Source organism: Pseudoalteromonas sp. TAB23, from assembly GCF_000498075.1.
Lineage (GTDB): Bacteria > Pseudomonadota > Gammaproteobacteria > Enterobacterales > Alteromonadaceae > Pseudoalteromonas > Pseudoalteromonas arctica.
Genome location: NZ_AUTP01000356.1, coordinates 25932 through 40512, shown reverse-complemented (window position 1 = coordinate 40512; position 14581 = coordinate 25932). Strand labels below are relative to the sequence as shown.

Annotated in this window: 13 protein-coding genes and 1 pseudogene; 10 read left to right on the top strand and 4 right to left on the bottom strand. The window is 38.5% G+C overall.

Going from position 1 to position 14581, the window contains the following annotated elements:
* From L654_RS0123990 to L654_RS0123955, 8 genes are all read left to right on the top strand, one after another.
* Positions 1-591: beta-ketoacyl synthase N-terminal-like domain-containing protein (locus tag L654_RS0123990; protein ID WP_024609270.1), on the top strand; the 591-nt coding region annotated here is incomplete at its 5' end.
* 59 nt (positions 592-650) lie between these two features.
* Positions 651-1466: an aminodeoxychorismate lyase gene (gene pabC / locus L654_RS0123985; protein WP_024609269.1), complete on the top strand. Its 816-nt coding sequence runs from the start codon at positions 651-653 to the stop codon at positions 1464-1466.
* Positions 1460-2446, top strand: a complete 987-nt coding sequence (mltG, locus tag L654_RS0123980) for an endolytic transglycosylase MltG (protein WP_024609268.1) — start codon at positions 1460-1462, stop codon at positions 2444-2446. The genes pabC and mltG overlap by 7 nt, the downstream gene beginning before the upstream one ends.
* Before the next feature lie 6 nt (positions 2447-2452).
* Positions 2453-3079 (top strand): dTMP kinase, encoded by a 627-nt coding sequence (gene tmk, locus L654_RS0123975; RefSeq protein WP_007585737.1) that lies wholly within the window; start codon positions 2453-2455, stop codon positions 3077-3079.
* Between the two features lies 1 nt (position 3080).
* A complete protein-coding gene (locus L654_RS0123970) occupies positions 3081-3995 on the top strand; it encodes a DNA polymerase III subunit delta' (RefSeq protein WP_024609267.1) in 915 nt (304 codons plus the stop codon).
* Between the two features lie 11 nt (positions 3996-4006).
* Positions 4007-4333, top strand: a complete 327-nt coding sequence (locus L654_RS0123965; RefSeq protein WP_002962367.1) for a PilZ domain-containing protein — start codon at positions 4007-4009, stop codon at positions 4331-4333.
* A 115-nt stretch (positions 4334-4448) separates the two neighbouring features.
* Positions 4449-5228: a YchF/TatD family DNA exonuclease gene (locus tag L654_RS0123960; protein ID WP_024609266.1), complete on the top strand. Its 780-nt coding sequence runs from the start codon at positions 4449-4451 to the stop codon at positions 5226-5228.
* A gap of 4 nt (positions 5229-5232) precedes the next feature.
* Positions 5233-7092, top strand: a complete 1860-nt coding sequence (locus L654_RS0123955; RefSeq protein WP_024609265.1) for an alkaline phosphatase D family protein — start codon at positions 5233-5235, stop codon at positions 7090-7092.
* Positions 7093-7538: 446 nt separating this feature from the next.
* Here the strand turns inward: L654_RS0123955 and L654_RS0123950 are convergent, their stop codons facing one another.
* The 4 genes and pseudogenes from L654_RS0123950 to L654_RS0123935 form a co-directional block, all read right to left on the bottom strand.
* Positions 7539-8855 (bottom strand): O-antigen ligase family protein, encoded by a 1317-nt coding sequence (locus L654_RS0123950; RefSeq protein WP_024609264.1) that lies wholly within the window; start codon positions 8853-8855, stop codon positions 7539-7541.
* A 99-nt stretch (positions 8856-8954) separates the two neighbouring features.
* Positions 8955-9506, bottom strand: a complete 552-nt coding sequence (locus tag L654_RS0123945; RefSeq protein WP_024609263.1) for a hypothetical protein — start codon at positions 9504-9506, stop codon at positions 8955-8957.
* A 23-nt stretch (positions 9507-9529) separates the two neighbouring features.
* Positions 9530-11526 (bottom strand): annotated as a pseudogene (locus L654_RS01000000126780) (EAL domain-containing protein).
* Positions 11510-12205: a transglutaminase-like cysteine peptidase gene (locus L654_RS0123935; RefSeq protein WP_024609262.1), complete on the bottom strand. Its 696-nt coding sequence runs from the start codon at positions 12203-12205 to the stop codon at positions 11510-11512. Before L654_RS0123935 ends, L654_RS01000000126780 begins: the two are co-directional and overlap by 17 nt.
* 298 nt (positions 12206-12503) lie before the next feature.
* On the opposite strand from L654_RS0123935, the gene galU reads away from it, so the two are divergent.
* Together galU and wecB are read left to right on the top strand one after the other, a co-directional pair.
* Positions 12504-13403: a UTP--glucose-1-phosphate uridylyltransferase GalU gene (gene galU, locus L654_RS0123930; RefSeq protein WP_024609261.1), complete on the top strand. Its 900-nt coding sequence runs from the start codon at positions 12504-12506 to the stop codon at positions 13401-13403.
* A 30-nt stretch (positions 13404-13433) separates the two neighbouring features.
* A complete protein-coding gene (gene wecB, locus L654_RS0123925) occupies positions 13434-14570 on the top strand; it encodes a UDP-N-acetylglucosamine 2-epimerase (non-hydrolyzing) (protein WP_024609260.1) in 1137 nt (378 codons plus the stop codon).
* Positions 14571-14581: the final 11 nt, after the last annotated feature.

Sequence of the window (14581 nt, the reverse complement as noted above, 5' to 3'; positions counted from 1 at the left end):
CAAGCGGCTTCTCGCCCTTGGGATAAAGACCGCGATGGCTTTGTGCTTTCTGACGGTGCAGGTGTTGTTGTAGTTGAAGAGTACGAACATGCTAAAGCTCGTGGCGCTAAAATTTATGCTGAGCTAGTAGGCTTTGGTATGAGCGGCGACGCGTATCACATGACGTCACCACCAGAAGATGGGGCGGGTGCTGCACTTGCAATGCAAAACGCACTAAACGATGCGCAAGTAAACGCTGAGCAAATTGGTTACATTAACGCACACGGTACATCTACAAATGCAGGCGATAAAGCAGAAACTGCCGCTGTTAAGTCTATTTTTGGTAATGCAGCTAAAGATGTAATGGTAGGCTCGTCTAAATCGATGATGGGTCACTTGTTAGGTGCTGCAGGTTCAGTTGAATCGATTATTTCGATTTTATCGCTGACAGATCAAAAAGTGTCGCCAACTATCAACCTTGATAACCCAGACGAAGGGTGTGACTTAGATTATATTGCTCACACTGCACGTGATGCAAAGTTAGACTTTGCACTGTGTAACTCGTTCGGTTTTGGTGGTACTAATGGCTCGTTGCTATTTAAAAAGGTATAATCTTTTTTAACAACGAATCAAATTATAAGAGCTCAGTTGTTTAACTGGGCTTTTTTTATATGCCAAACAAAATGCAAACAATAATAGCAGTAGATCAAAACAGCACTTTAAGCACGCGTGACAGGGGCTTAAATTACGGTGATGGCTTTTTTACAACCGCTAAGGTTGTTGATGGGCAAGTACAGTATTGGGCTCATCATAAAGCGCGTTTGATTGAATGCGCACAGCGTTTGGGTTTTCCTGAGTTAGACTTTAATAGCCTTGAAAATCAAATTGCTTTGCATATAAACGCTGCACCACTAAACGTGCTTAAAATACTTGTAACGCGAGGCGAAGGCGGACGTGGTTATGGGCTGCCAAGTGAGTGTAATATTACTATTTTATTGAGCATATTAGATTACCCTAGTAATTACGAAGCGCTTACTAAAAAGGGTGTTAATCTCGAAATAAGCCCGATTAAATTAGCGGCACAGCCATATTTAGCGGGCCTTAAAACATTAAACCGGCTTGAACAAGTGCTAGTTAAAAAAGCGATGCAAACGCAAAACTGCGATGATGTTTTAGTGCTTGATTACAATAACAATGTAATTGAAGCTTCAGCTGCTAATATTTTTGCGATTAAAAATAAGTGTGTGTTTACGCCATTGCTTGATGAGTGCGGAATAAAGGGCGTTTATCTACAATCGTTATGTGATAAATTGCCTGTTGAATTTAAACGCGTGAAAGTAGAAAATTTAACCCAAGCAGACGCCGTATTTGTGTGTAATAGCTTAATGGGAGCAGTACCTGTTAAACGTATTGAGCAACAGGTATTTAATACAGACGACAGCCACGCATTACTAACTAGATTATTAGCCAAGGAGGCTGAGTGTTAAAAGTTATTTTATCGGTACTTTTTTTAGCTGTTATAACCACTGCTATTGGTTACCAGCAATTACAAGCAACAATAAATAGCCCGCTAAAAGTAGCGCAAAACACACAATTTGAAGTTAAGCATGGCACTGGCTTTAATAAGTTATGTCAGCAGTGGCAAGCTAACAACTGGGTAGAAGGCTGCTGGCGTTATCAAGTAATTGCCAAATTAGATCCCACACTCACCGACTTAAAAGCGGGCCTTTACGAGCTAACAGCCGATAGCGTTATCAACAACGTAAAAAAAATTAATCAAGGCCAGCAAATCAACTTTAGTTTTACCATAATTGAAGGGCAAAACTTACGTGAAGTACTTAGTGCTATTAAAAAAGCCGATAATTTACAAAACGATTTAAAAAGTGATGAGCTAAGTACACAAATACTGGGCAAGAATACACACGTAGAGGGCTGGTTATTCCCCGACACTTACCATTATCATAATAACGATACTGCAAGCAGTGTATTAAAACGTGCAGCACAAAAAATGCAGCAAACGTTAGACGGTGCTTGGCAGCAGCGGGCAGCTGAGCTCCCTTACAAAACAGCATATGAAGCACTTATAATGGCTTCAATTATTGAAAAAGAAACAGGCCTTGCCAGCGAGCGTCCGTTAATTGCATCAGCGTTTGTTAATCGATTAAACACTAATATGCGCCTACAGACCGATCCAACCGTAATATACGGACTAGGCTCCGATTTTGATGGCGATATTAAATACAAAGATTTACGCGATTATACGCCTTACAATACGTATCGTATTAATGGCTTACCGCCAACACCGATTGCTATGCCATCTAAAGCCGCTATTTTAGCTGCAGTTAATCCGCCTCAAAGTGAATATGTTTACTTTGTATCAAAAGGCGATGGCAGCCACCAATTTTCAACCACGTTAAAGCAGCACAACGCGGCAGTTAAAACGTATATATTAAATAAAAAGAATTAATATTTTATGAAATCAAAATTTATAGTAATAGAAGGGCTAGAAGGGGCCGGTAAATCAACCGCAATTTCATTATGCCAAGACTTTTTAAACAAACAAAAAATAGACTTCATTAACGTCCGCGAACCTGGCGGCACACCGCTTGCTGAATCGCTTCGTACGCTTGTAAAAGCAGAGCACGAAGAAGAAATTGCCTTTGAAACCGAGTTGCTTATTATGTACGCAGCACGTTCGCAATTAATGCACAATGTTATTACCCCAGCGCTTGATAAAGGCCAATGGGTACTTGCCGATCGTCATGATTTATCGTCTCAGGCGTATCAAGGTGGTGGGCGTGGTATTAGCTCAAATACATTAGCTTCACTTTCGTCAATGGTATTAAAGGGCTTAAAGCCTGATTTAACTATTTACCTTGATATTGACCCGGTGATAGGCCTTGAACGTGCAAAAGGACGTGGTGAGCTTGACCGTATTGAACAAGAAGCCATTGAGTTTTTTCAGCGTACACGTATGCGTTATGTTGAACTTGCTAATGACGACAACACAATTAAAACGGTTGATGCAAACCAAAGTATTGATAAAGTACATCGCGATATAACCAATGTACTGCATTCATTTTTTGAAGGCCTAAAATAATATGCCATTGCCGTGGCTACATGATACCCAAGCACGTTTAGCGCAAAGTTATCGTGCAGAGCGTTTTCATCATGCGCAATTATTTTGTGGGCCTGTAGGCGTAGGTAAGTTTGAGTTAAGTGATGAGCTTGGGAATGCTTTGTTATGCCAAAATATAGCTAAGCAGGTAGCTGCGCAAAACAGTATGCTAAAACCTTGCGGACACTGTAAAAGCTGCTTACTTACTCTTGCGGGTACTCACCCCGACAAGCGCTTAACGCAAGTTGATGGGCAAAGCATAGGCGTAGATGATATACGCGGCATTAGTGATTTTATGAACCACTCAGCAGCGCAAAATGGTAATAAAGTAGCAATAATCGAAAATTGCGAAAAAATGACTACAGCCGCAGCAAATGCACTTTTAAAAACACTTGAAGAGCCAACTAATAGCCGCTTTTTAATATTAACTACAAGTCAACCAGCACAGCTCCCTGCAACTATTTTAAGTCGATGTGCTAAAAGCGATGTAAAAATAACAAATACAGCACTTGCTCAGCAATGGCTAGAAACATTAGATATACCTAACTATAGTTGGTTAGCACTTTTTTATAACCAACCGCTGCAAGTAAAGTATTGGCAACAGCAAGACCAGCTAAAAAATATTGATACACTTTATAAGTTTGCAACTGAGTTTAAACAAAGCCATAATTTCAAAGCGTTAGTCGATATAATAAATAAACAGCCTGAACTTGTTCGCATATTTACTTTATTTTTAAGCGTGCAATTAAAGCAGCAATTACTGCAAGGCATGAGTTTTGACGCTTATCAAAGTGCGCAAAATGCATTAGGCGAGTTTTTACAAAATAACACACAAGTACTTGGCCTTAATTTACCGCTTGCTGTATCACGATTAGCATACACATTGCGAAATTCTTAAAAGGATTAATCATGCAAGAACTACTAGTAGACATAGACGATTTAGACGAGTTATACCGTTGTTATATGCCTTACTTAAAAAAAGGTGGCTTATTTGTACGTACTAATATGCGTTACGAAGCAGGGCATTCATTAGCGCTTAGAGTTACCTTGCCCGATGCCTTAGAAGATGATGTAGTAACAGGTAAAGTGTCGTGGATCACGCCACAAGGGGCACAAAGCTCTAACCCTCCAGGTATTGGTATTAGCTTTTTAGATGACAAAACAAACCTAAACGCTAAAATCGAAAAGCTACTTGGGACTATGTTAAACTCAGGCGATCAAACATATACCATGTAGTTATAGGGTCGGTTTTTCATTGAGATTAACGCCGCCCTATATTGGGTTCTTTTAATTGCTAACATAATAAATTAAAAGAACAAATTTAAACCCTGAACATAATACAGGCCTTATAGTGATTGTAGATTCTCATTGCCATTTAGATCGTCTTGATTTTGATAAACTAGACTTAAACCTTGACCAAGTTCTTGATAAAGCGCGTGCAAAGCAAATAGAGCACTTTTTATGTGTAAGCGTAACGCTTGATCAGTTTCCAAGCATGCTTGATAAAATTAAGCACTACGACGATGTATCAGCCTCATGTGGTGTACATCCACTTGATCAAAAAGACGCCCTTAACAAACAGAAACTAATCGACTTAGCCTCACACGAAAAAGTCGTCGCTATTGGCGAAACGGGCCTTGATTACTACTATTCAAAAGATACTCACGCAGTGCAGCAAGCAAGTTTTGTTGGGCATATTGAAGTAGCTAACGAATTACAAAAACCGTTAATTATTCATACTCGTGATGCCCGCGCCGACACCATTAATTTAATGCGTGAGCACAAGGCCGAAAACTGCGGTGGTGTACTACATTGCTTTACTGAAGACTGGGATATGGCTAAAAAAGCCATAGACATGGGCTTTTATATTTCTATTTCGGGCATTGTTACCTTTAAAAATGCAATTGAGCTAAAAGAAGTAGTAAAACAAATACCGCTCGATAGATTACTAATAGAAACCGACTCGCCTTATTTAGCGCCGGTACCGTATCGTGGGCAAACAAATCAGCCAGCGTACGTAGAAGATGTTGCTTATTATATTAGCGAACTTAAAGGCATTAGCTTTAATGAACTGGCTAAAGCGACTACCGAAAACTTTTATTCTTTATTTAAATTAGCAGCTAAAGGCTAAATACATGATTACTCACACGGCAAACCTTCCTATTTTACTAATGGGGCCAATGGTGCGCCGTGCAGAGCAAACTGGAGTCTGCATTCAGTTTGCTACCTCCAGGCCTGCAAACTGCCAAATAAACTTATTAAATGTTGAGTGTTATAGCGATCAACACACTGTTTCTTTAGGCGAACATTTATACCTGCATTTCGTCATTATAAAGCCAATAAATAACAAACTCCCTGTAGATAGCTTATTAAGCTATGAACTTGTAATTGACGATACAGCAATCGATTTATCGCCTTGGTGCTATAGCAATCAAACAACGCCTGCATTTGTAATCCCCGATAAACTCAGTGATATTTTGCATGGCTCGTGCCGTAATGCACATCACCCAGCAAAAGACAGCTTAGTGTCTGCAAGTCACTGGCAAAATACTCAGCGCGGTAATAATAATCAAGGCGCACAATTGCTATTACTGAGCGGTGACCAGGTTTACGCCGATGACGTAGCAGGCCCCATGTTATTAGCTATTCATCAGTTAATTAAAGCGTTAGGTATTTATAAAGAGCAACCACTTGCCATTGAGCTACCGGATGATATAAATGAGCAACTTTATAATCGCCATTTGTTTTTACCAAAAACGCCTTGGCAAAAACGTTCAAAGTTAGGTGTTGGTTACTGGCTAAAAAAAGACGAACCTCATTTTTCAAGCGTAAAAGCCTACAATCACCTTATCCATTTTGAAGAATATATAGCACTCTATTTATTAAATTTTAGTGCTGCTGCTTGGCAATGCGTTGATATACAAAACACAACGTATTTAGGTCAAAGCGAGCAAAACAAAACTATTTTTGACGCTGAAAAAACAGCACTGATTGATTATGCAAAAGGCTTAAGTGAAGTAGAGCGATTGTTTGCCAATGTATCTACATTAATGATGTTTGACGATCACGATGTAACCGATGATTGGAACCTCACCGCTGGGTGGGAGCAAGCTATAAATGAAAATCCAAGTAGTAAACGAATCATTAATAACGGCTTAATTAGTTATTGGCTTTTTCAGGGAATGGGGAACGATGCACTAAATAAAACAGGCGAGCTACTTACACCTTTTAAGCAAAGCCGTACTGCTAATAATTTATGGCAGTTTAAAGCATTTGATAAACCACTAAACGATTTTAGCTTTTGGCATTACGAGTTAACGACAATACCCAAAGTAGTGGTGCTAGATACGCGTACGCACCGCTGGCGAAATGAGCAAAACTTTAATGAGCCCTCAGGTTTACTTGATTGGGAACGCCTCACAGAGCTTGAGGAAAGCCTATTAAGCCACGACCAAGTTATTATTGTATCGCCAGCCCCCGTGTTTGGTGTTAAATCAATAGAAGCCATTCAGGCCATGTTTAATATTTGCGGGCAACCGCTCATGGTTGACGTAGAAAACTGGATGGCACACGAAGGCTCAGCCAAAAAGCTACTCGATACTTTTAGACGAACCGACACCCCAAACGAAACGCTTATTTTATCGGGTGATGTACATTACTCATTTTGCTTTTCAGTGCAAAAGCGTTTTGGCGATCACCACAATCGAATTTGGCAACTTACCGCCAGCGGTATTAAAAACGAGTTCCCGCGTAAATTAATAAACATACTCGATAAACTAGATTCAATTTTATACGGCCCAAAAAGCCCCTTAAACTTTTTTACCAAACGCTGGCACATGGAAGTAGATAAGCACCAAACCATAGGCGAAGGGCAAAAATACTTAGTAAGCGACTCAGCTATTAGTTTAATAACACTAGAGCAAGGGAATTTAGCCCGCTATCAGTTAATACACGGTGAAGGGCATTTAACTGAGTTTGATTTAGAGCATAAGTAATAAGTTACTCATAAACGTAAAAGCGTTGCTTTTAAACTCCAGCAAGTTATGCGTCTACGAGTGAGTTTAACCACAGTGTTAAATTTTACCGGTAGACGTAGAGCTTGCTCACGTTAGAAGCGAAGCTTCTCATTACTTAAAAATTGGTCTCAACACCGAGAGTACAGAGGCGCCTTGTGCTACACAGAGAAAAGCTAAGTTAAATTTGTTTGCAGTTACTAGCTCCTAAAATTACTTCTCTTTTTCTTCTCCGTGTCCTCGGTGGTTAATTTATTATTGATATACCAGCGAATTCGATTAAATATAAAAGCGTTGCTTTTAAACGCCAGCAAGCAGCGCGTCTACAGGTTATGTTTGAGTGTGGTGTTTACTTGTAGAAGCAGAGCTTGCTCGCGTGAGAAGCGCAGCCTCTAATCACTATATTGGGTAATTACTTAGCTTTGTATTTAACCATGCTCTTTTCGGCTTCGTTTAGACGCGGGTAATTTACTACTTAATATTGCTAAACATAAAATAGTCATAAACAACATTGAATTTGCTCCAGCTTGTAAAGAGTAATCTACCAACGAATGCAGCAGCATATCTATAATTGCAATGGCGCAACCAAAAGCAACGCCCTGAAACAACGCTGTTTTACGCTTTCTCATAGCAGCTATACATAACCATAAACAATAAAGTATAAGTGAGCCCAGTGCAGCTGTAGTTGGTATCCCCAGCTCTACTGCAAACTGTACGTAATCGTTATGGGCGTTATCGTAGTAACCTGAATAAGGCTCAGACTGATACGCCGGAAACGCAGTATAAAATGTACCACCACCAGAGCCCAACAAAGGCTTATCTAAAATAAGGGGTATTGAATCACGTACAACTTCGTCGCGGGTTTCTGATGAAATACTGGTTTCGCTTATACGCTGTTTAACTTTTTCTACATCAAATATAGCGCCTATAATAATTAAATCGATTATAAAAAAACTAACTATAAGTAGTTTAAACGCTTTAGGTTTTTGCCTGTAAATAAAAAATGCGAGTAAGCTAACAGCCATTAATGCAATAAAAAATGCAGAGTTACCCATACGGCTACGCGTTAAAATTAACGCAACAATAATAATAATTAACGAAATACGTAAAATTATTTTTGAGCTTAAAAGTATTTCAGTCCACGCCCGAAGTGTTTGTTTTAATGTTTGTTTGTAATCGCTAGTTGAGCGTTTTAGCTCGCTAACTAAAACCCCAATACCTAGACATAAACATAAAGCTAAAAAGTTAGCCAAAAAGTTAGAGTAAGTAAACGTACCAATAGCACGGTCGGTATGTTTATAGCCAAATAGCGGGCTAATTATATCTGGTGACAGGTTTAAATAAGTAGCATATAAAGCTTGAAACACGCCGGCACTTATAATTGCATATATTAAATTTTTAATACGCTTTTCGCTATTGCAATAAATAAGTACAAGCCAACAAAATAAAATCATAAAACTTGTTTTAATAAGCATTTGTTTAGTTTGAAACGGGTCAACACTTACGGTAAATATTTGTACTGCGCATACGCCCGCCACTATACTGAGTACAGTAAATAAGGGCCAAGAATATAAAGGTGGGTATAAAGGCTTATCGTTATTAATACTGCTGTAAACTAAATGGATGAAAAAGGTAGCACTAATTAAGATCCCCATTGCTAAAATTGCCCAAGGGCGGTAACTACCTAATGGTAAGGGCAGCAAAAATAAAATAGCGCATAGTAAAAAAAATATAAAACGATTCACAGTATTCTCAAACAAGGAGCTAAAAGGTAGGAGCTTAAAGTAATGGGTCTAAAATAAAAACGCAGCCCAAAGGCCGCGTTATTATTATTTAGATAACTGTTAGTTGCCGACTTCAGATATACCTGCATCGCCACCTGTGCCGCCGGCACCTTGAGGTACTGTAGTTGTAGGTAGGTTCACAATTACAGGGCCAGTTGGTGCAGTAGGCTCAGTAGGGCCAGCTGCAGTAGCCTCTGAAGCTAATGTGGCATCAACTCCAGCAGTAATCGCGGCAAGCGTTACTGCATCACTATCAACACCTGCAGTTACTAACGCAGCCAAAAAGTCTGAAATAAATGGACTATCTAAGCCAATTGCGGCAATTACTGCATTCATTATTATATCAAGTTGTTCAGGCGAGCAAGTTCCATTAGCTATTGGGGAGTCTAAATCCAATGGAGCTGTGTTCTGACATAGTTGTTCAATAGCAGCAACTAATTTTTTTTGTAGTTCTTCAGAAGGTATATCTACAGATGCATTATTTAAAATATTAATTAATGTATTAAGGTTATCAGTCTGCACTATTACATCATTGTCTGATTGTGCATAAACTGGAAACGTTGCAAATGCAGATACGCTAACAAATAAACTAGCAAATAAAAGTGATTTCATCTTGTGTCCCTTTAAGAAATTATCTAATTACAAAATTTTAGCGTATCGGTGCAAAAAGTAAACTCTTTATTTACGCCATTATTATTAGTTTTTAGTATTTTAGAGGGGGGCATTATTAAATTGCCCTGTACGCCATCGCAACCTAAACCTTCAAGTACCTTTAAAGTTTCAGGTTTTTCAATTAAACAAGCTAAAACTTTAATACCAAAGCCATGACAAATATTATTAACTGTTTGAATAAAAAATTGGCTTTGGGTGTTATCTAACAAATCTTGAATATAGCTACCATCTATTTTTATATATTCTATATCTAACCCTTGCAAGTATCTAAACGAGGTTAAACTAGTGCCAAAGTGTTCAACACACACACTTATGCCAATATCTTTTATTGTATCTATATGTAAAGAGGCAACATGCACGTTATAAAGTAAGCTAATTTCATGCAATTCAAAAACCAAGTTTGTTTTAATAATTGGTTTAGTGTGAGCATAAAGAGTAAGCCATTCAATAAAGTCAGTTGAATACAACGAAGCTTTACTAATATTTAACGCAAATGTATCGTCTGGGTGTTGCTCTTTAACGTTTACAAAGTTACGAATTATTTTTTTGTCTAACTCTTCGGTTAAGTTAAGCTTTTCGGCCATAGCAAATAAATGGCCATTATTAACCTTTTCGCCTTCATGTGTAAAATGAGCAAACACCTCAAAGTAGCACTGCTTGTTTTCTGATTTAGTGCGTTTAACTGGCTGCACCGAAAAACTAACTTCACCAGTAGCAATAATTGACTGAATAAGCGAACGCCACTCTTTAACACTAAACAAAGTATCTTTATCTACTTTATTTACAGCCGAATCGCCAATAGTACAGCCAGTATCAAGCGCCGAAAGCACACTCACAATAGATGAGCCTTTATCAACACTTACTAACGCTAAGTTAGCAAAACCATTTACGTGCAAGCTGTTTTTCTTTTTACTAAAAGCATCATTTATATCGAGGCGTGTTCTACTTAAAAATTGCATATCGAATGGGACTAAAGCAATAAAAGTACTACCGTTAAGTCTAAATATTTTAGAGTTGGTCAAAGCACCAAACACATTTTGCAAAGTAACGCTTACATCATGTACGTGCTCGTCACCATCTTGGTAACTTACAGTTTGGTTAATATTAGCAAGTGAGGGGAGAGTAACCATCATTGCAGTGATTGGAGTGTCGCTAGTAATGGTGTCAACCACTGAGTTAAAGTGGTTCTCAAACGAACGGCGGTTACCCAGCCCAGTGAGTGAGTCTACATATACTTCATCGGTAAGTGCTTGTGTTTGCTTTGTTAAAGAGTCGAAGGTGCTTTGTAGGTTCATTACCATATTATTTATGGCTTTAGTTACAGTACGCAGCTCGCGCGCAACAGGTATTTCGTCGTTTAATGTAAAGCGTTTACGCGTTACCAGGTGAGCTTGGTTCTCTACTGCTTTTAAAGGTTTAAATACAGCACGTAATATCAAATATGCTACAGCAAGCGACGCTACCAATAATAATAAAGAACCATAAAAGCTGCGTTTAGTATGTTCCCATAGCGTTAAATACGATTGCCCAACATGGCTTGTTACTTNCCAGCCATAATCCAGCCATTGTTTAATTCTGATTGCATAGTCGGGGCTTTAAGCTTTACTGCTGTAATAAACCAATTAGGTACAGACTCAACGCGTTTTGGGCTTGTTAGGTTAAATACCACGTTACTATCGGCGTTAGTAAATTTTATTTGTTTGTAATAACCTGAGTCGAAAATAGCGGTTGCCATGGTTTGAGCAATCATTAAGCTATCTTCTTCAAGGTAGGGTGAAATAGAAAGCCCTAAGCTTGTTGCTGTATCTTGCGCGTGGCTACCCATTTGTGTTTGTAAGTATTGGCGAGTGGTATCAACGTCAGTAATTACGCGTACAAAAAACGAAAGTACCGAAATCAATATAATAAGGCCATATACTTGGGTTTTTAAACTTAATCCATTTTTAAAAAGTCGAGACATAACTCGGTGTTCCTTTATCACTTTTGGCGGGCGCAAGCTCACCTTGTTCAATTCGCTCTAGCATGGTGTTCCAGGCAGAAACACCACGGCTATTTTTTACTTTATTGCCTAACCCTTTTGATTTGGCTAACCATAAACCTTGGCCATTAAAACTATATATAGGTGTTAAATCAGGGCGTTTATTGGCGGGCAGTAGTTTAGTATTAAAGTTACCTAAAACAAAGGGGATTTGATTAGGAGTTTCAATATATATCAGCACCATGTGAGGTTGATTAACTGTTTTTTGACGTACATACATTAAACGAATTTTATCTTCAGGAATCCCAAGGGCTATTAACGTAAAGTATTTGGCAATTACGTAGTCTTCACAATCACCCATACCCACGCCTAAGCTTTCAAGCGGGGTAGCCCAATAATCTTTTTGGTGCCAAAGCTCATCATCGGTTTTGTATTTAATGTGCTTATTAAAAAAGTCATTCACTAAATGGATTTTTTGCCATTCACTTTTGTCAGCCGATTCATCTATAAAACTTAGCCAGTTTTTAATGCGTTTGTGGCCCTCATCACCATACTGTTTTTGAGCGCGCGCAATTATATCGCTATTGCGTAAATACAAAAGCATATCTTGTGCGCATACAAACAAAGACACTAATAATAAAATGCAAAACCCTAAACGCACAAATGTTCCTTTAAGTCTGTTTTTCCAAATAACCAAACAAGCTAAGCCTAGTATAGTATTGCTAGCTTTGAAAAGGTAGATCACCAAAAAGTATGGGAGTACTGAAATAGTGTGATGAAATCGAATTCTATGCAACATAAATTTAACAAAAAAACAATCAAAAAGTACTCTTTAATTATTGAGTGCATTATTGTGTTGTGTATAATAGCAATCTCACAAGGCTTGTGAAGCGCTTAAAAGGGATTCAGCTTTAGTTATCCCTTTTTTTGCTGTTAGCAAAATAATGAAAGGAATTAAAGTGAAAGTTTTAAAAGCAGTATTACCTGTAGCAGGCCTTGGTACGCGTATGTTACCAGCCACAAAAGCCATCCCTAAAGAAATGCTCCCTCTGGTAGACAAACCTTTAATCCAATATGTAGTTAACGAAGCTGTAGCCGCTGGCATAAAAGAAATAGTATTGGTTACACACGCTTCAAAAAACTCAATAGAAAATCACTTTGATACTAGCTTTGAGCTAGAAGCCACGCTAGAAGCACGTGTAAAACGTAGCCTACTAGAAGAGGTTCGCTCAATAGTACCAACAGATGTAACGGTAATTTCTGTGCGCCAATCAGCACCACTAGGCTTAGGCCACGCGGTATTAGCAGCGCGTCCAATTGTTGGTGATAACCCATTTGCGATAATGCTACCCGATGTAATTATCGATAAATATAAATCAAATTCAAAAACTGACAATTTAAGCCAAATGATCGACCGATTCGATAAAACAGGCTTCAACCAAGTAATGGTAGAGCCAGTGCCTCAAGAGCAAGTGCATCAATATGGTGTGGTTGATTTAGCCGGTAAAAAAATAAATGCAGGCGAAAATACTGCTATTAAAAACATGGTCGAAAAACCTAATAACGACGAAGCGCCAAGTAATTTAGCTATTACAGGGCGCTATGTTGTATCTACCGCTATTTGGGATTTGCTTGAGTACACCCCACCAGGTGCGGGCGGTGAAATACAGCTTACTGATGCATTATTACAATTACGTCATTTGGAAACTCTAGAAGCATACCATCTAAGAGGTAAGTCACATGATTGTGGTTCTAAGTTAGGTTATATGCTTGCTAATGTCGAATATGCAATGCAATCGAGTCAAATGGGTCAGGAATTTACCCAACAAGTTAAAAAGCTATTTGCTGTAAGCAACTAATAAATTGAATTATTCAAATTAAGGAAAGTAATGGCTATTAAGATATTGAGCATATTTGGTACGCGTCCTGAGGCTATTAAAATGGCACCATTAGTCAAAGCATTGAATTTAACTGATGGTTTCGAGGCTAAAGTATGCGTTACCGCGCAGCATAGAGAAATGCTAGATCAAGTTTTAGACCTGTTCGAAATTGTACCAGAATACGACTTAAACATAATGAAACCAGGCCAAAGTTTATACGATGTAACCACCAATATTCTTTTAGGTTTAAAACCTATTTTGGAAGAGTTTAAGCCAGACCTAATACTTGTTCATGGCGATACAAGTACAACACTTTCAGCAAGCCTTGCTGCATTTTATCAACAAATTCCGGTTGGGCATGTAGAAGCTGGCTTACGCACAGGTAATTTAGGGTCTCCTTGGCCAGAAGAAGGAAATCGCAAATTAACAGGTGCGATTACAAAACTTCACTTTGCGCCAACAGATACTTCACAGCAAAACTTACTTAACGAAGGCGTTAATTTAAGCGACATAGTTATAACGGGTAACACCGTAATAGATGCACTATTACAAGTTGTTGATAAAGTAAAAACAGATAAAGTATTAATAAACACACTAAAAGCAAAGTTTCCAGAATTAGACGAAAGTAAAAAATTAATTTTAGTAACAGGCCACAGACGAGAAAGTTTTGGTGGTGGTTTTGAACGTATTTGCGAAGCACTAGCAGAAATAGCACTTGCACATCCAGAGGCGCAAGTACTTTACCCTATGCATTTAAACCCAAATGTACGCGAACCTGTAAATCGTATTTTAAAAGACGTTAAAAACGTACAGCTTATAGAACCTCAAGACTACTTGCCATTTGTATACCTGATGAGTAAAGCCCACATAATAGTAACCGATTCAGGCGGCGTACAAGAAGAAGCACCAAGCTTAGGTAAACCTGTTTTAGTAATGCGCGATACAACTGAACGTCCAGAAGCAGTTGCTGCAGGTACAGTTAAATTAGTAGGCACCGATAAAAATCGAATTATAGATGAAGTTAAAAACCTACTAACAAATCAAGCTGATTACCAAACAATGAGCCGAGCACATAATCCATATGGTGATGGGAAAGCGTGTGAGCGTATTATTTCAAAAATTAAACAACACTTTAACGTGCAATAAAAAGTTTTTTA

Bases quoted from the DNA above. Each gene is read 5' to 3' on its own strand.
- L654_RS0123955 (WP_024609265.1), top strand. From the start codon at position 5,233: ATGATTACTCACACGGCAAACCTTCCTATTTTACTAATGGGGCCAATG.
- tmk (WP_007585737.1), top strand. From the start codon at position 2,453: ATGAAATCAAAATTTATAGTAATAGAAGGGCTAGAAGGGGCCGGTAAA.
- L654_RS0123945 (WP_024609263.1), bottom strand. From the start codon at position 9,506: ATGAAATCACTTTTATTTGCTAGTTTATTTGTTAGCGTATCTGCATTT.
- L654_RS0123965 (WP_002962367.1), top strand. From the start codon at position 4,007: ATGCAAGAACTACTAGTAGACATAGACGATTTAGACGAGTTATACCGT.
- L654_RS0123970 (WP_024609267.1), top strand. From the start codon at position 3,081: ATGCCATTGCCGTGGCTACATGATACCCAAGCACGTTTAGCGCAAAGT.
- wecB (WP_024609260.1), top strand. From the start codon at position 13,434: ATGGCTATTAAGATATTGAGCATATTTGGTACGCGTCCTGAGGCTATT.
- pabC (WP_024609269.1), top strand. From the start codon at position 651: ATGCCAAACAAAATGCAAACAATAATAGCAGTAGATCAAAACAGCACT.